General features: G+C 67.6%; 17 protein-coding genes. 9 read left to right on the top strand and 8 right to left on the bottom strand.

The window, feature by feature from the left end; all coding sequences use genetic code 11:
• Nucleotides 1–328: 328 nt before the first annotated feature.
• The 4 genes from ACZ7KI_RS34300 to ACZ7KI_RS34285 form a co-directional block, all read right to left on the bottom strand.
• Nucleotides 329–1,573 (bottom strand): low temperature requirement protein A, encoded by a 1,245-nt coding sequence (locus ACZ7KI_RS34300; protein WP_470277179.1) that lies wholly within the window; start codon nucleotides 1,571–1,573, stop codon nucleotides 329–331.
• A 457-nt stretch (nucleotides 1,574–2,030) separates the two neighbouring features.
• The gene (locus tag ACZ7KI_RS34295) at nucleotides 2,031–3,503 is read right to left on the bottom strand and encodes an MFS transporter (RefSeq protein WP_470277178.1); all 1,473 of its coding nucleotides are present in this window, start codon (nucleotides 3,501–3,503) and stop codon (nucleotides 2,031–2,033) included.
• Nucleotides 3,503–7,087, bottom strand: a complete 3,585-nt coding sequence (gene dnaE / locus ACZ7KI_RS34290; protein WP_470277177.1) for a DNA polymerase III subunit alpha — start codon at nucleotides 7,085–7,087, stop codon at nucleotides 3,503–3,505. The genes ACZ7KI_RS34295 and dnaE overlap by 1 nt, the downstream gene beginning before the upstream one ends.
• A 191-nt stretch (nucleotides 7,088–7,278) precedes the next feature.
• On the bottom strand, nucleotides 7,279–8,352 hold the full coding sequence (locus tag ACZ7KI_RS34285) for a plasmid pRiA4b ORF-3 family protein (protein WP_470277176.1): 1,074 nt from the start codon (nucleotides 8,350–8,352) through the stop codon (nucleotides 7,279–7,281).
• A gap of 77 nt (nucleotides 8,353–8,429) precedes the next feature.
• Here ACZ7KI_RS34285 and ACZ7KI_RS34280 point away from each other — a divergent pair, with 77 nt between their 5' ends.
• From ACZ7KI_RS34280 to ACZ7KI_RS34255, 6 genes are all read left to right on the top strand, one after another.
• Nucleotides 8,430–8,888 carry a nitroreductase/quinone reductase family protein gene (locus ACZ7KI_RS34280; protein ID WP_470277175.1) on the top strand — a complete coding sequence of 153 codons (459 nt, stop codon included), beginning with the start codon at nucleotides 8,430–8,432 and terminating at the stop codon, nucleotides 8,886–8,888.
• 569 nt (nucleotides 8,889–9,457) lie between these two features.
• Nucleotides 9,458–10,129 carry a FadR/GntR family transcriptional regulator gene (locus ACZ7KI_RS34275; RefSeq protein WP_470277182.1) on the top strand — a complete coding sequence of 224 codons (672 nt, stop codon included), beginning with the start codon at nucleotides 9,458–9,460 and terminating at the stop codon, nucleotides 10,127–10,129.
• Between the two features lie 4 nt (nucleotides 10,130–10,133).
• Nucleotides 10,134–11,573, top strand: a complete 1,440-nt coding sequence (locus ACZ7KI_RS34270) for an amino acid permease (RefSeq protein WP_470277174.1) — start codon at nucleotides 10,134–10,136, stop codon at nucleotides 11,571–11,573.
• On the top strand, nucleotides 11,570–12,541 hold the full coding sequence (locus ACZ7KI_RS34265; protein WP_470277173.1) for an asparaginase: 972 nt from the start codon (nucleotides 11,570–11,572) through the stop codon (nucleotides 12,539–12,541). The genes ACZ7KI_RS34270 and ACZ7KI_RS34265 overlap by 4 nt, the downstream gene beginning before the upstream one ends.
• Nucleotides 12,542–12,552: 11 nt before the next feature.
• The gene (aspA, locus tag ACZ7KI_RS34260) at nucleotides 12,553–13,941 is read left to right on the top strand and encodes an aspartate ammonia-lyase (RefSeq protein ID WP_470277172.1); all 1,389 of its coding nucleotides are present in this window, start codon (nucleotides 12,553–12,555) and stop codon (nucleotides 13,939–13,941) included.
• A gap of 161 nt (nucleotides 13,942–14,102) precedes the next feature.
• The gene (locus ACZ7KI_RS34255) at nucleotides 14,103–15,725 is read left to right on the top strand and encodes a CocE/NonD family hydrolase (RefSeq protein ID WP_470277171.1); all 1,623 of its coding nucleotides are present in this window, start codon (nucleotides 14,103–14,105) and stop codon (nucleotides 15,723–15,725) included.
• Here the strand turns inward: ACZ7KI_RS34255 and ACZ7KI_RS34250 are convergent.
• Together ACZ7KI_RS34250 and ACZ7KI_RS34245 are read right to left on the bottom strand one after the other, a co-directional pair.
• A complete protein-coding gene (locus ACZ7KI_RS34250) occupies nucleotides 15,722–16,483 on the bottom strand; it encodes a metallophosphoesterase (RefSeq protein WP_470277170.1) in 762 nt (253 codons plus the stop codon). The genes ACZ7KI_RS34255 and ACZ7KI_RS34250 overlap by 4 nt on opposite strands.
• Before the next feature lie 4 nt (nucleotides 16,484–16,487).
• Entirely contained in the window at nucleotides 16,488–17,117 is a 630-nt protein-coding gene (locus tag ACZ7KI_RS34245; RefSeq protein ID WP_470277169.1) for a GntR family transcriptional regulator, read from the bottom strand.
• 46 nt (nucleotides 17,118–17,163) lie between these two features.
• Between ACZ7KI_RS34245 and ACZ7KI_RS34240 the strand changes: the two genes are divergently transcribed.
• Nucleotides 17,164–18,342 carry an aminotransferase class V-fold PLP-dependent enzyme gene (locus ACZ7KI_RS34240; RefSeq protein WP_470277168.1) on the top strand — a complete coding sequence of 393 codons (1,179 nt, stop codon included), beginning with the start codon at nucleotides 17,164–17,166 and terminating at the stop codon, nucleotides 18,340–18,342.
• Here the strand turns inward: ACZ7KI_RS34240 and ACZ7KI_RS34235 are convergent.
• The gene (locus ACZ7KI_RS34235; RefSeq protein WP_470277167.1) at nucleotides 18,339–18,830 is read right to left on the bottom strand and encodes a DUF1453 domain-containing protein; all 492 of its coding nucleotides are present in this window, start codon (nucleotides 18,828–18,830) and stop codon (nucleotides 18,339–18,341) included. The two genes, ACZ7KI_RS34240 and ACZ7KI_RS34235, sit on opposite strands and share 4 nt — an antisense overlap.
• 63 nt (nucleotides 18,831–18,893) lie before the next feature.
• On the opposite strand from ACZ7KI_RS34235, the gene ACZ7KI_RS34230 reads away from it, so the two are divergent.
• The gene (locus ACZ7KI_RS34230) at nucleotides 18,894–19,505 is read left to right on the top strand and encodes a TetR/AcrR family transcriptional regulator (RefSeq protein WP_470277166.1); all 612 of its coding nucleotides are present in this window, start codon (nucleotides 18,894–18,896) and stop codon (nucleotides 19,503–19,505) included.
• A gap of 35 nt (nucleotides 19,506–19,540) precedes the next feature.
• A complete protein-coding gene (locus tag ACZ7KI_RS34225; RefSeq protein WP_470277165.1) occupies nucleotides 19,541–19,960 on the top strand; it encodes a cupin domain-containing protein in 420 nt (139 codons plus the stop codon).
• Here ACZ7KI_RS34225 and ACZ7KI_RS34220 read toward each other — a convergent pair.
• On the bottom strand, nucleotides 19,957–20,475 hold the full coding sequence (locus tag ACZ7KI_RS34220; protein ID WP_470277164.1) for a MarR family winged helix-turn-helix transcriptional regulator: 519 nt from the start codon (nucleotides 20,473–20,475) through the stop codon (nucleotides 19,957–19,959). The two genes, ACZ7KI_RS34225 and ACZ7KI_RS34220, sit on opposite strands and share 4 nt — an antisense overlap.
• Nucleotides 20,476–20,479 lie beyond the last annotated feature (4 nt).

The following is a 20,479-nucleotide window of genomic DNA, read 5'->3' as shown; positions in this document are numbered from 1 at the left end:
ATTTTCATGCTCTCAAAGGAACCTCAAACGAGGTTCAAATACATAAGCTCTACTGGCTTAGTTCACTAGCACACTGTTGAGTTCTCAAGCAACACACCCCAGATCGCACCGCGGTCACGCGGCCTTATCCGAAGCAGTTATTTCTTGGCTTTTGTCCGGAGCACACTCTAGCACCTGCTCGAAACTGCCGTCTCAGCGGGGTAGAGTTACCTCTCCGGTTCGGGACCACCCACTCTACCACCATCTGGTGGGAGCTTGGTTCGTGTTCCCGGCGGCCGCTCGGTTTCCCTGGCGACGAAGAGAACATTACACGGCCCGAAACCGGGGTTTACAGGGGGGTCCCTTTTTTCGCGCCGGGGCTCTGACCTGCGTCGATCCGGCTCTCGCCGGGCACGGGCTCGCCGTGGGTGGCGAGCACGGTTAGCGCGACGAGCGCGGCGGCGAGCAGCGCGGTGATGTGGATGGGCGCCGGCGTGAACGACGCGGCGAGGACGAGCACCGCGGTCACCGGGAAGCCGATCGCGATCGGACGGCATTCGTTGGTGGGCCCGATGTGCATCAGCCAGACGCTCAGTAGATAGATCGCGACGGGCACGGTCGTCGCCATCGCGGCGGGCAGCGGGGCCACATGCCCGGTGTGGGTGTCGTAGTCGACGGCGACTTCGAGGCCGGCGCCGAGCGCGGCCGCCGAGGCGAAGATCAGGTAGTGCCCGTAACCCCAGCTCGCGACGGTGAACAGGTTCTTCGCCTTCGAGAGCCGGACGTGTCCAGGCTGGTCGAAGTACAGCCACCACAAGGAGAAGACCAGCACGAGCCCAGCGGCGGCGAGCGAGATCAGGCTGCCGGTGTGCTCGCCCTCGTCCAGGCCTTCCTTGACCGCGGTGGTCGCGCCGAGGATGGATTCACCCAGCACGATGATCGTGAACAGGCCATAGCGTTCGGCGATGTGATGCGGATGCCAGCTGGTCGGCCTCCGGCGCTCGGCGATCATCGGCACGGCGAGTTCGGCGAGCAGGAGCACGAAGAACGAGGGCAACCCGAGGGACTCGGGCAGCGCGAGGCGCACGATCCAGAGGACCTGCACGATCGAGATTCCCACGGCGTAGCGCAACGCGGCGGGACGGCACTCCGGGTCGGTCCTGGCGGCACGGAGCCACTGGACGACCATCGCGAGCCGCATCAGGACGTAGCCGATCACCATGATCGTGAAGTCGCGTTCGAAGGCCGACGAGACGCCGGCGGCGACGGTCAGCCCTCCGGCGATCTGCACCAGCGTCACCAGGCGATACGGGACGTCGTCGGTGTCGAACGACGAGGCGAACCAGCTGAAGTTCAGCCAGCCCCACCAGATCGCGAAGAACACCATCCCGAAGCTGGGCACGCCTTCACCGATGTGGTTTTCGGCGATCGCGTGGTGCAGGCCCGCCGCGGCCTGCGCGACGGCGACCACGAAACACAGGTCGAACAACAGCTCCAGCGGCGTCGCGACCCGGTGCCCTTCGTCGCTGTTCCGCGACGTCATCGGCCGGTACCAGACCCGCAGGCGACTCCGCCCCTCAGAACTCTCCGCCATCGGTGCTCCTCCGCAAATCTCGAACTCGCGAAGATCTTCGCAGCCCGAAGCGGTTCACACAGGACGGAGAGCGCGCGGCGGGTGGGTCCAGGCCGGGGTGCACCTCCCCAGGCGTCCCTGCCGGACCCACCCGCGCGAGTGCTTCACAGGGCTCGGCTGTCAGTGGACGCGAACCGGCTGCCGCCGAACGGTCCCCCGCGGACGCCGACGGCCGTCCACCGGCTCTTGACCATGGGTGTCCATTCCAGAGAACTCCGGACTCGCCACGGTCGCTCCCACCGATCGATCCATCCCCGATCGATCGACAGAAATACCACTGTCGGTAGCCAAGACACAGCAGTGAAGGCTCCGTAAGGTGTACCCGGTTGCTCTGAGTAGCGCCAGGGGCTGACTAGCTCCGTCACTCGGATGGAGCATCGGGTCTTGCCGACCGTAGTCAATGACACGCTCCGGTGACTCAGCCGCGTTGGCTGTCGGCGCCTGCCCTGGTGGCTTCTTCCCGCTCGGTGAGCGAACGACGCTTCCGGCGCGCACGGAGTTCGATCACGGCGAGGAGAAGCGCCGAACAGGTCAATCCCGCGGCGCACAGCATCGCCGCCGTCAGCGCCGACGGGTAGCCGCCGTTCGCGCCGAGTACCGCGTGGAAGACCGACGCCAGGACGACCGTGCCGATCGCGGTGCCGATCCGCTGCCCGGTCTGCAACGCGCCCCCGGCCACTCCCGCCATCGACGTCGGCACGCATTCCAGGGTCAGCGTGGTGTTCGGCGAAATGACCATGCCGCCGCCGACACCGGCGACGAGCAAGGGGAACGCGAACCACCAGCCCGCCGCGGAACCGGGATCCTGACCGGCGAGGACGGCGACCGTGACCATCCCGGAGATCACCATGACCAGCCCGGTGACGGTGAGCTTGCGACCCCATCTCGGTACCAGCCGTCCCGCGACCGCCGCCGAGACGGCGGAGCCGAGAGCGAAGGAGGTGACGGCGAGCCCGGACTGCAAGGGCGTGTAACCGAGCCCCTGTTGGAAGAAGATGGCGAAGACGAGCCACATCCCGGTGAACCCGCTGAAGTACAGCGCGCCGACGGCGGCACCCGTGGCGTATCCGGGAGTGCCGGTGAACAGCCGCGTGTCCAGCAGTGGCGGACGACCGCGCCGCACCATCGAGCGCTCCCAGCGCACGAACGCGAAGCCGAAGACCACCGCGACGACGAACAGCCACCACAGGCTGCTGAGACCGCCTTGTTCGGATTCGATCAACGGAAGCAGCACTCCGAGCACGGCGACACCCAGCAGCATGATGCCGACGAAGTCGATCTCGCCCCGCAGGCTTCTCGCCGGTTTCTCCGCTTTCGGAAGCCATCTCAGTGCCAGGGTGAACGCCAGGATCCCGATGGGCACGTTCACGTAGAAGACCCAGCGCCAGCCTTCCGGGTCACCGAAGACGGCGAGGATCACGCCGCCGAGTACTGGCCCGACGGCGGTCGAGATCCCGACAGTGGCGCCGAACATGCCGAACGCCCGGCCTCGTTCCGCGCCGCGGAACAGGTCCTGGATCATCCCGCTGTTCTGCGGCGTCATCATGCCCGAGGCGACTCCCTGCAGGAGCCGCGCGATGATCAACGTCGTCTCGTCCTGCGCCGCGCCGGCGAACGCGCTGGTCAGCACGAACGCGGCGAGGGCGAACAGGAACATGCGGCGGCGGCCGAGCGCGTCGCCGAGCCTGCCGCCGGTCACCAGCACCAGTCCGAAAGCCAGCGCGTAGCCCGACACGACCCACTGGATCCCGCCGCTCGACGCGCCGAGGTCCTTCTGGATCGAGGGCAGTGCCGTGTTGACGATGCTGACGTCGAGCAGGCCCATGAACCCGGCGGCGAGGCTGACGGCGAGCGCTTTCCAGCGCCGCGGGTCGGGTTCGAAGGTGGTCATCAGGTGCTGGCGGCGATCCCGGGGATGCCCTTGAGCTCACCGATCAGCATCGACGTCACCTTGACCGGGTAGTCGTAGAGCGCGAAGACCGTCTGATTCTTGCCGACGAGCTTGAGGTGCACCGGGGTGTCGCCCTTGTGCGCGAGCAGGGTCTGTTTCAGTTCGCTGACCACCGCCTGGTCGAGCTTCTCCGGCGCGGCCAGCAGCACGAGCGGCAGGTCGTCGTCGCCGTTGCCGACCTCGGACAGGTCGAGCGGCACCAGCCCGCCGCCGAAGATGGACATCTTGTCCTCGCGCCAGTTGACCCGGCCCTTGACCAGTACCGCGTTGTCCTCGATGAGGTCGGCCGAGAACATGGCATACGACTTGGGGAAGTAGAGGACCTCGATCGACGCGTCCATGTCCTCGACGGTGCAGATCGCCCAGGGCTCGCCCTTCTTGTTGACCCGGCGTTCCAGCGAGGTGATCAGCCCGGAGATGATCAGCTCGCCTTCCTTCGGCGGGTCGGCGAGGATCGCGGCGATCGGACGGGGCGCGTGTTTGCGCAGGATGCGCTCGGCGCCGTCCAGCGGATGCGCCGAGACGTACAGGCCGAGCATCTCCCGTTCGTAGGCCAGGAGTTGCTTGCGCGGGTATTCCTCTTCCCCGAACTTCAGATGCGCGAGCGGCGACGAGGACACCGCGTCCCCGGCCTCGTCTTCCCCGCCGAAACCGAAGAGGTCGAACTGGCCCATCGCCTCCTGGCGTTTGAGCGGGACCACGGCCTCGACCGCGTCCTCGTGCACCTGGATCATCGAGAGCCGCGTGTTGCCGAGCGAGTCGAACCCGCCGGCCTTGATCAGCGATTCGATGACCCGCTTGTTGCAGGCCACCAGTTCGGACTTGTCGAGGAAGTCGGTGAAGGAGGAGTACTTACCCTTCTCCTCGCGGGTCTTGATGATCGACTCGACGACGTTCGCGCCGACGTTGCGGACGGCACCCATCCCGAAGCGGATGTCGTCCCCGACGGCCGCGAACCTCAGCGCCGACTCGTTGACGTCCGGCGGGAGGACCTTGATCCCGAGGCGGCGGCATTCCGACAGGTAGACCGCGGACTTGTCCTTGTTGTCACCGACCGAGGTGAGCAGCGCGGCCATGTACTCCGGCGTGAAGTTCGCCTTGAGGTACGCGGTCCAGTACGAGATCAGGCCGTACGCGGCCGCGTGACTCTTGTTGAACGCGTAGCCGGCGAACGGGAGGATCGTGTCCCACAGCGCCTTGATCGCCTCGGACGAGAAGCCGCCGGGAACCAGGTCGCTCGCCTTCATCCCGGCCTCGAAGCCCACGAACTCCTGATCGAGGACTTCCTTCTTCTTCTTGCCCATGGCCCGGCGGAGCACGTCCGCGCGGCCCATCGTGTACCCGGCCACCTTCTGGCCGATGTGCATGATCTGCTCCTGATAGACGATCAGGCCGTAGGTGTCGGCCAAGATCTCCTTCAGGGGCTCCTCGAGCTGCGGGTGGATCGGCTTGACCTTCTGCCGATTGTTCTTCCGGTCGGCGTAGTCGTTGTGCGCGTTCATGCCCATCGGGCCGGGGCGGTACAGCGCGCCCACCGCCACGATGTCGTCGAACACCGTCGGCTGCATCCGCCGCAGCAGGTCACGCATGGGCCCGCCGTCCAGCTGGAACACGCCGAGCGTGTCTCCCCTGGCGAGCAGCTTGTAGGTCTCCGGGTCATCGACGCCGAGGGTGTCGAGGTCGATGTCGATGCCGCGGTTGGTCTTGATGTTGTCGATCGCGTCACCGATGACGGTGAGGTTCCGCAGGCCCAGGAAGTCCATCTTCAGCAGGCCGATGGCCTCGCACGAGGGATAGTCCCAGCCGGTGATGATCGAACCGTCGTCGCGCTGCCACAGGGGGATCGCGTTGGTGAGCGGTTCACTCGACATGATGACCGCGCAGGCGTGGACACCGGCGTTGCGGATCAGCCCTTCGAGACCACGGGCGGTCTCGAAGATCGTCTTGCACTCTTCGTCGGTCTCGACGAGCGCGCGGACCTCGGCCGCTTCGCCGTAGCGCTCGTGCTTCGAGTCGACGATGCCCGAGAGCGGGATGTCCTTCGCCATGATCGGCGGCGGCAGCGCCTTCGAGATCCGGTCCGCGATCGCGTAGCCCGGCTGGCCGAAGTGGACACGGGCGGAGTCCTTGATGGCCGCCTTGGTCTTAATAGTGCCGAAGGTGATGACCTGCGCGACCTTGTCGACGCCGTACTTATCGGTGGCGTAGCGGATCATCTCGCCGCGGCGGCGGTCGTCGAAGTCGATGTCGATATCGGGCATCGAGACGCGCTCGGGGTTCAGGAACCGCTCGAACAACAGTTTCTGCGGGATCGGGTCCAGGTTGGTGATACCGAGGACGTACGCGACCAAAGAGCCGGCTGCCGAACCACGGCCGGGGCCGACGCGGATGCCGACCTTGCGGGCGTAGTTGATGAGGTCGGCGACGATGAGGAAGTAGGCGGGGAAGCCCTTGCCGATGATGACGTCGAGCTCGATCTCGATGCGCTCGTTGTAGTACGGGTCCGGGACGCCGTCCGGGTACCGCCACTTGAGACCGCGCGCGACCTCTTCCCGCAGCCAGGAGCCCTGGTCGTAGCCCTCGGGGACCTCGAAGAACGGCAGCCTGTCCTTGTGCGTGTAGACGTCCTTGTAGGACTCGACGCGCTCGGCGATCAGCAGCGTCGAGTCGGCGGCGCCGGGAACTTCCTTGTCCCAGTACTCCCGCATGTCGGCCGCCGACTTCAGGTAGTAACCGTCACCGTCGAACTTGAACCGGTTCGGATCGTTCAGCGTCTTGCCCGCCTGCACGCACAGCAGCGCGGAGTGGGTGTCGGCCTGGTCCTTGGTGACGTAGTGCGAGTCGTTGGTGGCCAGCGGCTTGAGGTCGAGCAGCTTGCCGATCTCGAGCAGGCCCTCGCGGACCGACCGCTCGATCGGCAGCCCGTGGTCCATCAGCTCGAGGAAGAAGTTCTCGGCGCCGAAGATGTCCTTGTAGTCCGAAGCGGCCTGGATCGCTTCGGTGCGCTGCCCCAGCCGGAGCCGCGTCTGGACCTCGCCAGAGGGGCAGCCGGTGGTCGCGATGATGCCTTCGTGGTTCTCCGCGATCAGCTCGCGGTCCATCCGGGGCTTGCGGTAGTAGCCCTGCATGCTCGCGAGCGAGGAGAGCTTGAAGAGGTTGCGCAGCCCGGTGGAGTTCGCGGCGAGCATCGTCATGTGGGTGTAGGCACCACCACCGGAGACGTCACCGCCCTCACCGAACTCGTCGGAGCCGCGCTGGTTGGCCTGCCCCCAGAAGACCGGCTTCTTGTGGAAGCGGCTCTCCGGCGCGATGTAGGCCTCGATGCCGATGATCGGCTTGAGCTCGTGCTTCACCGCCTGCTGGTAGAACTCGTCCGCGCCGTACATGTTGCCGTGGTCGGTCATCCCGACCGCGGGCATGCCGAGCCGCGCCGCCTCCTTGAACAGGGGGGCGATCTTCGCCGCACCGTCGAGCATCGAGTACTCGGTGTGCACATGCAGGTGGACGAAGGAATCGTTCGACACCAGCGAAAACCTCCCCTAGGCAGACGGATCCCTGGCTGCGTGACGCGGGCCGGTCCTCCCACCTTATGCGCCGGGGTTCACCGACGCATGGGCGGGATGGCGGGCCGCCGCGGCAAGCTTCCTCCGGTAATCGGCCAACGCAAAACAGGCGCGCGGAGAGGCCTCGGTTACGCCCGGACGGGGCGGCGGAGTCAGCCCAGCCGGGCCAGCCGGGCATTGACCGCCACCGGATCGAACCACTCCGGATCGAACCCCACGCCGAGCTCGTCGATCAGCGCCTCGTTGTCTTCGTGGTCCGGATCTTCCATGGCCCCCAGCAGCATCTCGTAGGTCTGCTGGTCTTCGCAGGTCTCCGGAGGCGCCGCGCGCTCACCGTCCAGACAGCGGGGCGCGACGGGAAGGCCGACCCTGTGCTCGACGCGGATCCAGTGCCTCCAGCTCTCCACCTCGTAGACGAGCCGATGGCCGGGTGCCGTCACGACGTGGCCGAGGGTGACATCGTCGTCCAGGCGGTCGCCGTGCCGGGTGTCGGCGCTGAACGCGCCGAAGGCGGTCACGAAGCGATGGTCCCGCCGTTCGTCCCGCTCGAACGCGGTGGCGAGGATCCGGTGCAGTCCCGCGAGGGTGACATCCGAGCGGACTTCGAGCCGCCGCCAGATCGCCTCGTCCGGTTCGGCCAGCGCGACCGCGAGCCGCAGGCCGGTGACCGGCACGGGCGGGGGCAGCACGAGCGGAAGGGGATCACCCGGCAGCTGGGGTATCGGTTCGTATTCGGGGAGACCGAGCCAGCGCCGCAGCTGGGCGGCGCGTACGGGCAGGTCGGATTCGGTCCTCGACCCCGGCTCGAAGAGCTTCGACCCCCTCTCCCGAAGCCAGGCTTCGGAATCCGCCTTGAGGTTCAGAGCCGCTTCCACCTGGCTCCGGAACTCGTCGGGGGTCAGCGGTGCCTCCGCCACCTCGAAACCGGCGCGAAGAACCGCCAACGCGTCCGCGGGCTCGGGGTGGAGTTCGATCACGTCGATCTCGTGCTCGTTGACCACCACTTCGACGCCCACCGAGCGTTTGCCCGCGGTCAGCGTGGCGGCCAGGACCACGAGGTCCTGATCCACTTGACCTTGGACGACGCAGTCCGAAAGCTCGACCGGCCCGTGGAGCAGCTTCGGCCAGCGCTCCACCCTGGCGACGTCCAAGGGCGGACGCGACCGGCGGGAGCGCTGGTTCTTGGGTCTTTTGGCGGGCTTGCGCCCGCGGCTGACGGGGCTCACTCGTCCACTATCTCCGGTGGCACCGACAGTTTCCGCGGCCTCGCGAACAGCCATTACCCAAAAGTGGTTGCCGACCAGTGCGCGGATGGGCAGACTGGCCAGCCGTCAAGATCACCGAGCAGCCCGGAGCGTTGATGATCGACCTGCGTGAGATGAACGAACGCGTGATCGCGGAGTTCCGCGCGAACGGCCGCCAAGGCGACGGCCTTCCGACCCTGCTGCTCACCACCACCGGCGCCCGCACCGGGCGGCGGCACGTGACGCCGATGCTGTTCCTGGCCGACGACGACCGCTATGTCGTCTTCGCCGCCAACGGGGGCGCTCCAGGGCATCCGGACTGGTATCGCAACCTGATCGCGGAGCCGTCTGTCGACGTCGAAGCGGACGGAGAGGCCTTCGCCGCCCACGCGGTCGAGATCACCGGAGCGGCCAGGGACCGTCTGTTCGCGAAGCAGGCGAAGGCGTTCCCGCGGCTTGCTGAGCACCAGGCTAAGACCAGCCGGCCGTTCCCGGTGATCGCGCTCAACCGCGTCTGACGGCGCTCTGGCGCCAGGACATCCGGTGTTTCCGGTCGGCCTCCTCTTGACTGTCCATAAGGGACACGTTTTCGGGCCATGTCGCCCGGTTTGAGTGGTTTGCACGGTTTCGCGAGGGCGAAACAGGACACCGAGGCGCGAATCGAGCACTCGATCGCCAGGAAATGTCCCTTGTGGACACTGACGCCCCGTCTGCGCCCAAATAACGGGCCTCGTATTTGCGTACCTTCGCCTGACCAGTCCACGAGCGACGATCCGGCGGAGTCGTCGGACGTTGCCAAGGAGTCCTTCACGGCTCGGCCACTCATGCCCCCGAGCCCCTCCCGGCGTGTGACGATGACCACGTCGGCAGCGGCATCCGGTGTCACGAAGGGACTCCCTCCGCGCGAAGGTGCCCAGTACGGCTTCGTATTCGCGCATGATTACCGCAGCGAAATCATCCTCGCAGGCTGAATCCCGTCCTCGGTCCGATCGCTTGACAAAGCAATGGACCGGCCGCACGATCTCGTCTCATGAACCTGTCTGACAGCCAGACAGCCGGACACGGTGGTCCGCGGCGCATCAGCGCGATGGAGGCCGTACTGGCCCACCTTCGCGGCGCCATCGAGCGCGGCGAGTACGCCGTCGGCCAGAAGCTGCCGTCGGAATCCGCGCTCGGCAAGGAGTTCGAGGTCAGCCGCTCGGTCGTCCGCGAGGCACTGCGGGGACTGCAGGCGCTCGGGCTCACCGTGTCCAAAACGGGCAAAGGGACCTTCGTGACCGCCACCGGGCCGGTCGAGAACCCTACGTTCGGGACCTATTCGGCCCGCGACCTGTTCGAGGTGCGGCGCCATGTCGAGATCCCCGTCGCCGGATACGCGGCCGTGCGCCGCAGCACCGACGACCTCGATCTGCTCGGTCACCTCGTCGAGCGGATGGATCTCGAAACCGACAACACCGCGTGGGTGGCGCTGGATTCGCTGTTCCACATCACCATCGCCCAGGCCTCGGGCAACCCGGTGTTCGGCAAGGTCATCGAGGAGATCCGGGACGCGCTGGCGCGCCAGTCGTCCTTCCTCAACCAGCTGGGCGGCCGTCGCGCGCGCTCGAACATCGAGCACCGCGAGATCGTCACCGCCATCGCCGCGGGGTCCGAAGCGGACGCCGTCGCGGCGATGACCTCCCATCTGGAGCACGTCGAGAACGCCCTCACCACCATCGTGCGGCCCGGCCACACGACGCACCCGAACAAGGACGACTGACACCGTGACCGAACAGACTCTCAGCACGGACGACAAATCCGTGCCGGTGCCGGCCGACGCCGGTGACGCCGGCTACGACAAGGCGCTGAAGCCCCGCCACGTCAACATGATCGCGATCGGCGGCGCCATCGGCACCGGCCTGTTCCTCGGCGCGGGCGGGCGGCTCGCGCAGGCGGGCCCGGCGCTGGCGATCGTTTACGCGGTCTGCGGCCTTTTCGCGTTCTTCGTGGTGCGTTCGCTCGGCGAGCTCATCCTGTACCGCCCCTCCTCCGGCGCCTTCGTCTCCTACGCCCGGGAATTCATGGGCGAAAAGGGCGCTTACGTCGCGGGCTGGATGCACTTCCTGAACTGGTCGACGACCGGGATCGCGGACATCACCGCCATCGCGCTGTACGCGCACTTCTGGTCCTTCTTCACGCCGATCCCGCAGTGGGTGCTGGCGCTCATCGCGCTCGCGGTGGTGCTGGCGCTGAACATGGTGTCGGTCAAGCTGTTCGGCGAGATGGAGTTCTGGTTCGCCATCATCAAGGTCGCCGCGCTGGTGACCTTCATGGGAATCGGGATCTTCCTCCTGGTCACCCAGCAGCCGATCGACGGCCAGACGCCCGGTTTCTCGCTGATCTCCGACCACGGCGGGATCTTCCCGGCGGGTCTGCTGCCGATGGTGCTGATCGTCCAGGGTGTCGTGTTCGCCTACGCCTCGGTCGAGCTGGTCGGCGTCGCCGCGGGTGAGACGAAGGACCCGCGCAAGATCATGCCGAAGGCGATCAACTCGATCATGTGGCGCATCGGGGTGTTCTACGTCGGCTCGGTGATCCTGCTGGCGATGCTGATGCCGTGGGATTCCTACTCGAAGAACGAGAGCCCGTTCGTCACCGTGCTCTCGCACATCGGGGTACCGCAGGCGGGCAACGTGATGAACCTGGTGGTGCTGACCGCGGCGCTGTCCAGCCTGAACTCCGGTCTCTACTCCACCGGCCGCATCCTGCGCTCGATGTCGCTGGCCGGATCCGCGCCGAAGTTCACCGGCGTGATGAACAAGAACCACGTGCCCTACGGCGGGATCCTGCTCACCTCGGCGGTGTGCGTGGTCGGTGTCGGCCTGAACGCCATCGTGCCGAGCCAGGCCTTCGAGATCGTGCTGAACTTCGCCGCCATCGGCATCCTCGGCACCTGGGCGATCATCGTGCTCTCCCACCTGCTGTTCGTGCGCAAGGCCAAGCGCGGTGAGGTGGAACGGCCCTCGTACCGGCTGCCGTTCTCGCCCTACACCGAGATCGCGACGCTGATCTTCCTCGCCGCCGTCGTCGTGCTGATGGCCTTCGACGAGACCGGCCGGATCACCCTGTACTGCCTGCCGGTGATCGGGCTCGCGCTGGTGGCCGGCTGGTTCGGGGTCCGCAAGCGGATCAACATGGACGTCTTCGAGAAGACGAAGCTGTGATCCCCGAAATCCGCGTGCCCGCCCACGAACCGCTGGTCCACCTCCTCCGTGACGGAATGGTCGAGGGGGTGCACCACGGTTCGGCCGTGGTCCTCGCGCCGGACGGCCGCGTGCTGTTCTCCGCGGGCGACATCGAGGCCGCGTTCTATCCGCGTTCGGCGGCGAAACCCTTGCAGGCCGCCGCGATGGCACGGCTCGGGGTCGAACTGAGCCCGGCCGGATTCGCCGTCGGCGCGGCAAGCCATTCCGGCGAGGAGATCCACCTGTCGGAGGTCCTCACGACCTTGGACGGTGCCGGATTCACCGCCGGTGACCTGCGGACGCCGGAGGACCTGCCGTTCGACCCGGTCGAGCGTGACGCCTGGGTGTCGGCGGGCCGGGGTGCGAGCCGGTTGGCGCACAACTGTTCCGGCAAGCACGCGGCGATGCTCGCGACCTGCCGCCGGCACGGATGGTCCACAAAGGACTACCTGGATCCCGGCCATCCGCTGCAGCGCGCCATCGCGGACCGCGTCGAGAACCTGACCGGGCAACGGATCCCGAAGGTCGCCGTCGACGGCTGCGGCGCTCCCCTGTTCGCGGTCTCGCTGCGCGGGCTCGCCACGGCCATCGGCAAGATCGCCGCGGCGGCCCCCGGTGCTCCGGAAGGCCTTGTGGCCGAAGGGATCCGAAAGCATCCGGAACTGGTCGCCGGCACCCGGCGCGACGTCACCGCGCTCATGCGCGCGGTTCCCGGCCTGATCGCCAAGGACGGTTTCGAAGCCGTCCAGGTCGCCGCCCTGCCGGACGGTACGGCGATCGCGGTCAAGATCGCCGACGGCGGTGACCGCGCGCGGCAGCCGGTGCTCGCCGCCGCGCTCGAACTGTGCGGCGTCGATCGGGACGTACTGAAGCCGTTCGCCGGGACCACCGGAACCGACGGCCTGCGCGTGACGGGCGCGCTGGCCGAACACCACCTCGCCGCCTGAGGAGCCTTTCGATGCACCGTGTGGAACACGATCTGCTGGGAGACAAGGAAGTCCCGGCCGACGCCTACTGGGGCGTGCACACCGCGCGTGCCAGGGAGAACTTCCCCATCACCGGCACCGCGATCTCCTCCTACCCCCATCTGATCGAGGCGCTCGCCGCGGTCAAGGAGGCCGCGGCACAGGCCAACGCCGAGCTCGGGCTGCTGGCCCCGGACGTCGCCGACGCGATCCGCGGCGCGTGCAAGGAGATCAGGGAAGGTGCCCTGCACGACGAGTTCGTCGTCGACGTCATCCAGGGCGGCGCGGGCACCTCGACGAACATGAACGCCAACGAGGTGATCGCGAACCGCGCGCTCGAACTGCTCGGCCACGAGAAGGGCGACTACGCCCGCGTGCACCCGAACGAGCACGTGAACCTCGGGCAGTCGACCAACGACGCCTACCCGACCGCGGTCAACGTCGCGACGATCATCGCCGTGCGTGAACTCGCCGAAGCGATGGTGGTGCTGGAGAAGGCTTTCGCCGCCAAGGCCGTCGAGTTCCACGACTTGCTGAAAATGGGCAGGACCCAGTTGCAGGACGCGGTGCCGATGACGCTGGGGCAGGAATTCGGCACCTACGCGGTCATGCTCGGCGAAGACCGGCTGCGGCTCACCGAGGCGGTGACGCTGCTGCACGAGATCAACCTCGGCGCGACCGCGATCGGCACCGGCCTCAACGCCGCGCCCGGGTACGCCGAAGCCGCCGTCGCGCACCTGCGCGAGATCACCGGCCTGCCCGTCGTGACCGCCGCCGACCTCGTCGAAGCGACCCAGGACTGCGGTGCGTTCGTGCACCTTTCCGGTGTGCTGAAGCGGATCGCGGTGAAACTTTCGAAGAGCTGCAACGATCTGCGGTTGCTCTCGTCCGGGCCTCGGGCAGGGTTCAACGAGATCAACCTGCCGCCGGTGCAGGCGGGCTCGTCGATCATGCCGGGCAAGATCAATCCGGTGATCCCCGAGGTGGTCAACCAGGTCGCGTTCGAGGTCATCGGCAACGACGTCGCCATCACGATGGCGGCCGAAGCCGGGCAGTTGCAGCTCAACGCCTTCGAGCCGCTGATCCTGCACTCGCTTTCGGAGAGCATCACGCATCTGCGGGCGGCCTGCCTCGTGCTGGCGGAGCGGTGCGTTTCCGGGATCACCGCGAACGCCGACGTGATGCGGGGCTACGTCGAAAACTCGATCGGCCTGGTGACCGCGCTGAACCCGAGCATCGGCTACGCGGCGGCGACCGAGATCGCCAAGGAAGCGCTGGAAACCGGGCGCGGGGTGGCCGAACTCGTCGTCGAGAAGGGCCTTCTCCCCGCGGAGGAACTGGCGAAACTGCTGAAGCCGGAGACACTCGCGCGACTCGGCTGACCGGACCAGCGGGGCGGTACCGGGCGGTCTGCCCCGCGCTAAGAAAGCGTCCTTCATTGCGAATTCCGCAATGAAGGACGCTTTCATTTCAGGCGGGCGCGGGGTCACGGGGGTACGGTCGTAAGCGGAAGGTGATCATCCGCACGAAAGGCGGCCCCGGCGTGCTCGACCGACTTCTCGACCGGTATCTCGGCCTCCCTCCGGCCGAAGGCCCCGCCCCCATCGCGACCAAGGGAATTCCCGTCCCGATGCCCGACGGCGTCCGGCTGCTCGCGGATCGCTACGCCCTCCCGGGCGACGAGCCGCGGCCGGTGGTGCTGATCCGCACCCCGTATGGCCGGAAGGCCCTGTTCAGCAAGGTCTTCGGCGAGACACTGGCGCGGCACGGGCTGCAAACGGTCCTCCAGAGCACGCGCGGGACCTTCGGCTCCGGCGGCGAGTTCCGGCCGTTCCACCTGGAGAAGGAGGATGGTCTCGCCACCATCGCCTGGCTGCGCGAGCAGCCGTGGTGCGACGGCCGGGTCGCGATGGCAGGCGCGAGCTACCTCGGCCATACGCAATGGGCAGTCGCGCCGTACCTCGACGAGCCGCTCGAAGCGCTGTGCCTCGGCGTCACCGCGTCGGAGTTCGTCTCGACCTTCTATCCCGGCGGGATCCTCGCGGTCGACAACATGGTCTCGTGGTCGGCGCTGATCGGCCGCCAGGAGGGCCGGTTCGCCGGCCTGCCGAATCCGTGGCAGACGAAGAAGACCCGCGCGGCCATGGCGCATCTGCCGATCTCCGGCGCGGACGTCGCGGCCATCGGCAAGCAGGTGCGGTTCCTCCAAGACGTCTCCGAGCACGCCGAGCCCGGCGACGACTTCTGGGCGCCGTCGGACCACAGCGCCGAGGTCGCTTCGCTGACGACGCCGGTGACGATGGTGACCGGGTGGTACGACCTGTTCATCTCCGCCCAGCTGCGCGACTTCAAGGAACTCGCCGCGGCCGGACGCGCACCGCGCATCACCATCGGCCCGTGGGCGCACGGCGAGCCCGCCAGCCTGAAAACCCTGCTGACCGACCAGATCGGCTTCCTCTCCGCCCATCTGCTCGGCGACAAGGCCCAGCTGAGGCAGGCCCCGGTGCGCCTGTACCTGCAGGGTGCCGGGCGGTGGCTGGACTTCGACAGCTGGCCGCCGAAGTCCGACGCCACCCCGTATTTCCTGCGCCCTGGCGGGCTTTCCCCCGCCGAGCCGGTCGAGTCGAAACCCGGCACGTTCACCTTCGACCCCGCCGATCCGACACCGACCGTCGGCGGTCCCCTGCTGACGGGCGCGCAGAAACAGCGCGACAACAAGATCGTCGAGCAGCGCCGGGACGTGCTGCTGTTCACCGGCGACAGGCTGAAGCGGGATCTCGACGTCATCGGCGAGATCTCCGCGCTGGTGCACATCCGGACCGACATCGGCCACGGTGACGTGTTCGTCCGGCTGTGCGATGTGGACGGTCGCGGTGTCTCCCGCAACGTCACCGACGGCATCCTCCGCCTGCGCCCCGGTTCCACCGAGTCCGATGTGGACGGTGTGGTCGCGGCCGAGGTCCACCTCGACCCGACGGCCTACCGGTTCCGGCGCGGGCACCGGCTACGGCTGCAGGTCGCGGGCGGAGCGTTCCCTCGCTTCGCCCGCAACCACGGCACCGACGAGCCGGTTTTCCGCGCGGTGGACGGGAAACCCGCCCGGTTCGAGATCTTCCACGATCCCGCGCGGCCGTCTCGGATCACCTTGCCGGTATTCGGCGGTTAGGCGGGGACCACGCGCTGGTGCGTGGTCAGCCTGCCGTCGTCGTGCAACACGTGGAACAGCAGCGACGGCGGCAGGTCATAGTCGATCGGCCCGCCTTCTCCCCACGGCCGGAGACCGTTCTCCTCCCACGGGAACAGGATGCTCGACCCGACCGAGGGAGCCGCCCGCAGCGGCACTCCGGCGAACGTGGTCGACGCCGCGGCGTGGACGTGCCCGCAGAGCAGGGCCACCACCCGCGGATGACGCGCGAGCACGTCGGCCAGCTTGTCCTCGCCGTACTGGCGCATCGCGTCCACCAGCGGCAGGCCGAGCTCGACCGGCGGATGATGGAAGGCGACGAAGGCCGGGCCGTCGCCGTCGGCGAGGACCCCGTCCAGCCAAGCCATCGTCTCGTCGTCGAACCGCCCGTCGGGCTTGCCGGGGATACTCGAATCGGCCATCACGAACGTGACGTCGCCGACGGTGTGGACCGCGTTGACCGGCGCGTCGTCCGGTGCCTGGCCGAGCAGTCCCTCACGGAACGGACCGCGCTTGTCGTGGTTTCCGGGGCAGGTGAACAGCGGCACGCCGGTCTTGAACAGCTCGGCCGCGCGCCGGTACTCCTCGAGCGTGCCGTGGTCGGCGATGTCACCGGTCACCAGGATCGCGTCGACCGGCGTCGCCAGGTTCTCCAGATACCGCATCACGCGCTCGGTGCGTTCGTCCGCGCGATCCCCGCCGTCGAGATGGTTGTCACTTAGATGTGCCGTCACGAACATCGTTTCACCCCATGTCATCCAGATAGTCCAACGTTTTCACCCAGTTCCGCACGAGCAGTTCCAAGGCCGTCGCGAGGTCGGCGGCACGAATCGCGCCGGCGATCCGGTGGTGCTCATCGATACTCTCCCTGGCGCGTTCTGCACCACCGAAATAGCGCGCGTCATAGCGTTTCAGCAGCGGTTTGGTCTGCTCGAGCAGGCGCAGCAGATGCGGGTTCGTGCACCGCGAGACGAGCAGCGCGTGCCAGCGGTCATCCAAAGCGGTGAGATCGCCCTGCCGTTCGAGTTCCACGGTCATCTCGGCGGTGATCCGGTCGAGTCCGCCGGTGAGGGCGGCGAGGTCCTGCGGCGAGCTCCAGCGCAACGCGAGCGACTCCAGCTCCGCGACGAGCGGGTACAGCTGCCGGGCCTCTTCCGGATCGAACGGCGGCACGAGAAAACCGCGCCCCGGCGCCGAAACGAGCAGCCCTCGATCGGCCAGCCCGATCAGCGCCTCACGCAACGGTGTCCGGCTGACGCCCAGTTCGCGGGCGAGGTGCACCTCGTTGATCCGGCTGTCCGCGGCGATCCGGCCGTCGAGCAACCGGGCGGTGATCTCCTCCGCGAGGTCGCGCCGGAGCAGGTTCCTCGTCATGCGGGCAGTATTGCATGCACTTCGGCCGTACTGTATTCAGTTAGGCATGACGGACTTCGATGTGAACCGTGCTCGCGCCGAGACTCCGGGCTGCGCCGAAGTGGTCCACCTCAACAACGCCGGCTCCTCGCTGCCACCCGCGCTGGTGACCGACACGGTCGTCGACTACTTGCGCGAGGAAGCCCTGATCGGGGGCTACGAACAGGCCGCGGCCACCGTGGACCGGCTCGAGGGGGTCTACGCCTCGGCCGCCCGGCTCGTCGGCGCCCGGCCCGACGACATCGCGCTGACCGACAACGCGACCCGGTCATGGCAAGCGGTCTTCTACGCGCTGCCGTTCACGGCGGGAGACCGGATCTTGACGGCGAAGTCCGAGTACGCGAGCAACGTCATCTCCTTCCTGCAGACCGCGAAGCGCACCGGTGCCGTCGTCGAGGTGGTGGACGACGACGAGTTCGGGCAGCTGGACGTCGAAGACCTGAAACGCCGGATCGACGGCGACGTCAAGCTGATCGCCGTCTCCCATGTGCCCACCCAGGGCGGGCTGGTGAACCCGGCCGAGAAAATCGGCGCGGTCGCGCGTGAAGCCGGGATCCCGTTCCTGCTGGACGCGTGCCAGAGCGCCGGTCAGATCGACCTCGACGTCACGCGCCTGAACTGCGACGCGCTCAGCGTGACCGGCCGCAAGTACCTGCGCGGGCCGCGCGGCACCGGGTTCCTCTACGCGCACCCGCGGCTGCGCGAGCGCATCGAGCCCGCGATGCTCGACCTCCACTCGGCGGCGTGGACCGCGCCCGAGACCTACGAAGTCGATCCGACCGCGAAGATGTTCGAGGTCTGGGAACGCGATCACGCGGCGGTGCACGGCCTCGGCGCGGCGATCGACTACGCCCTCCATTGGGGCATGCCCGCCATCGAAGGCCGCGTCGCCTCGCTCGCGGCGAAACTCCGCGACGCGCTGCGCGAGATCCCCGGCGTCCAGGTCCATGACCAGGGCGAGCGGAAATGCGGGATCGTCACGTTCAGCGTCGCGAAAACGCCGTCGCAGGAAGTGAAGCAGCACCTGGCGACGAAGAAGATCAACGTCAGTGTCGCGGAGGCAACGTCCGCGCAGTTCGATTTCGCCGCGCGTGGGCTGCCGTCGATGGTCCGGTCCTCGGTGCACTACTTCAACACCGAAGACGAGATCGGGCTCCTCGTCAGCGAAGTCGAGAAACTGGCTTAACGGCGGGAAAGCACAGACTCGGACGGCGGGGCGTACGGCAGCCCCGTCGTCTTCGCGCGACGGCCGATCACCAACGCCTCCCCCAGCAGGCTCACGCCGATCGACAACGTCACCGGCCGCGCGTCGGGATGCGCCCCCGCCGCCGTGGCCAGGAAGCCGATCCCGAAGTTCACCAGCATCGAGAGCACCCACACCCCGAACGTCCAGCCGGTGTATCGCAGCCACAGCACGCCGTCGCGCTCGAACAGTTTCGTGGTGGCCGCGCGCACCGCGCCGAGGCCGCAACCGACCACGGAGCCCAGTACGAGCCAGGCACCGTCGGTGAAGGTGAAACTTTCGAGCTTGGTCAGCCCGTAGGCCCCGATCGCGAGCAGGACCACCGGCGCCCCGAACACCTCACGGACCACCAGCGGCTCACCACGCAGCCTGCGCACGACGATCACGATCACCACGGCGACCACCAGCGCGATCAACAACCAGCTCCGCATGAACTCCCCCTTTATGGCACGTGTGTGCTAAATAAAATAGCAGGGGCGTGCTATAAAGACAACATGCCGAAGATCGTCGACCCCGCGGCCCGGCGCCTGGAAATCGCCGAAGCCGTCTTCCGGGTGATCCAGCGAGACGGCCTCGCGCAGGCGTCGCTCAGAGGTGTGGCCGACGAGGCCGGCCTCGCGATCGGTTCGGTGCGGCACTACTTCCGCGGCCACGACGAGCTCATCGTGTTCGCCATGCGCGCGCTCGGCGACCGGGTGGAAGCCCGGCTGCTGCGCCACCTCCCCGAACTACTCGATCCGGAAACCCCGCGCTCACGCCGTCAGGAACTCACCGAAGCGCTGCTCAGCGAACTGCTTCCGCTCACCGAGCAGACCCGGGCCGAAACCGACGTCTGGCTGGCCTTCTCCGCCGCCGCGAAAAACCGCCCGGATCTTGCCGAGGAAGTCGAGCGCGCGCACGCGGGCGTCCGCGCGCTCGTCCGCAGGGTGCTCGAAGGCGCGCGTGGCGCGGGCGGACTGCTCGACGACCTCGACCTGGAGGTCGAAACCGAACGGCTGGCGGCACTACTGGACGGCCTCGCCATGGCGGCCGGGCGGACATCGCCGGAGCTGATGCGCACGGTGCTCGGACGCCATCTGGAAACCCTGCGACACCCGGATCGATGAAGACGACGGCCACGAAAGTCGGTACGGTTTTCGTCATGCGCCTGCGGTCCGTGACCACACTGCTCGCCACACTCGTCCTCGCGCTCGCCGTCCCAGCCTCGGCGGAGGCGACCCCTGGTTCCGGGGTCACCGGCACGATCCTGAAGCAGAAGACGGTCGGGGACACCGACTACGTCCTGCGTGAGGTCGTCATCCAGCCGGGCGGTTACACCGGCTGGCACTACCACGACGGCACGCTCTACGCGTACGTCAAGGCGGGCACGCTGACGCACAACTCCGCCGATTGCGGGCTGGATGGCCTGTACCGGCAGGGCGTCGCCTTCACCGAGCCGAGCGACACCGTCCACATCGGACGGAATCTCGGGACGACACCCATCGTGCTGGAGGTGCTCTACGTACTCCCGCACGGAAGCCCGCTCTCGCAGGACGCGCCGAACCCGGGCTGCCCTTTCTAGGCTCCGAACCAGCTGGCGACGTCGAGACGGAAGCCGCCCGACGGCGTCATGGCGCGAAGATCACCTTCGAGCGCTCGGACCCTGTCGGCGCCCAGCGCGGCGACCCACTCCTTGCGCAGTTCCTCGAAGATCGCCGCGGACCGGCCGAGCGAGTCGTACCCGCGTGCGGTGAGCCGCACGACCTTGCGTCGCGCGTCGGCCGGATCGTCGACACGCTCGACGTAACCGAGCTGCTCCAGCTTGTCGACGGTCTTGCCCGCCGCCTGCTTGGAGACCCCGAGCCGCCGTCCGATCTCGCTCGCCGTCGCCCCGTCGCGGCCGACCGCCTGCATCGCGAAACCGTACGCCGGCCGGACGTCGGGATGCCCCTGCTCGGCCAGTTCGGCGTGCAGCCGGTCGATGATCGAACGGAAGCCCGCGAACAGCAGGAGCGGCAGCTCGAAACCGGGCGGATCGAAAATCCTCTTGCGTCGATCGACAACTTGGTTTACCTTTTCGTCAACCACATTGACCATCTTA

It is taken from the genome of Amycolatopsis sp. NPDC039088 (genome assembly GCF_055598845.1).
The sequence above is the reverse complement of the archived record's forward strand: the minus strand, read 5'-3'. Positions and strand labels throughout refer to the sequence as shown.

Coding starts and splice junctions, on each gene's coding strand:
- ACZ7KI_RS34300 (WP_470277179.1), bottom strand. CDS start 1,573: ATGGCGGAGAGTTCTGAGGGGCGGAGTCGCCTGCGGGTCTGGTACCGG.
- ACZ7KI_RS34295 (WP_470277178.1), bottom strand. CDS start 3,503: ATGACCACCTTCGAACCCGACCCGCGGCGCTGGAAAGCGCTCGCCGTC.
- ACZ7KI_RS34275 (WP_470277182.1), top strand. CDS start 9,458: ATGGAGGCCGTACTGGCCCACCTTCGCGGCGCCATCGAGCGCGGCGAG.
- aspA (WP_470277172.1), top strand. CDS start 12,553: ATGCACCGTGTGGAACACGATCTGCTGGGAGACAAGGAAGTCCCGGCC.
- ACZ7KI_RS34250 (WP_470277170.1), bottom strand. CDS start 16,483: ATGTTCGTGACGGCACATCTAAGTGACAACCATCTCGACGGCGGGGAT.
- ACZ7KI_RS34245 (WP_470277169.1), bottom strand. CDS start 17,117: ATGACGAGGAACCTGCTCCGGCGCGACCTCGCGGAGGAGATCACCGCC.
- ACZ7KI_RS34240 (WP_470277168.1), top strand. CDS start 17,164: ATGACGGACTTCGATGTGAACCGTGCTCGCGCCGAGACTCCGGGCTGC.
- ACZ7KI_RS34235 (WP_470277167.1), bottom strand. CDS start 18,830: ATGCGGAGCTGGTTGTTGATCGCGCTGGTGGTCGCCGTGGTGATCGTG.
- ACZ7KI_RS34230 (WP_470277166.1), top strand. CDS start 18,894: ATGCCGAAGATCGTCGACCCCGCGGCCCGGCGCCTGGAAATCGCCGAA.
- ACZ7KI_RS34225 (WP_470277165.1), top strand. CDS start 19,541: ATGCGCCTGCGGTCCGTGACCACACTGCTCGCCACACTCGTCCTCGCG.
- ACZ7KI_RS34220 (WP_470277164.1), bottom strand. CDS start 20,475: ATGGTCAATGTGGTTGACGAAAAGGTAAACCAAGTTGTCGATCGACGC.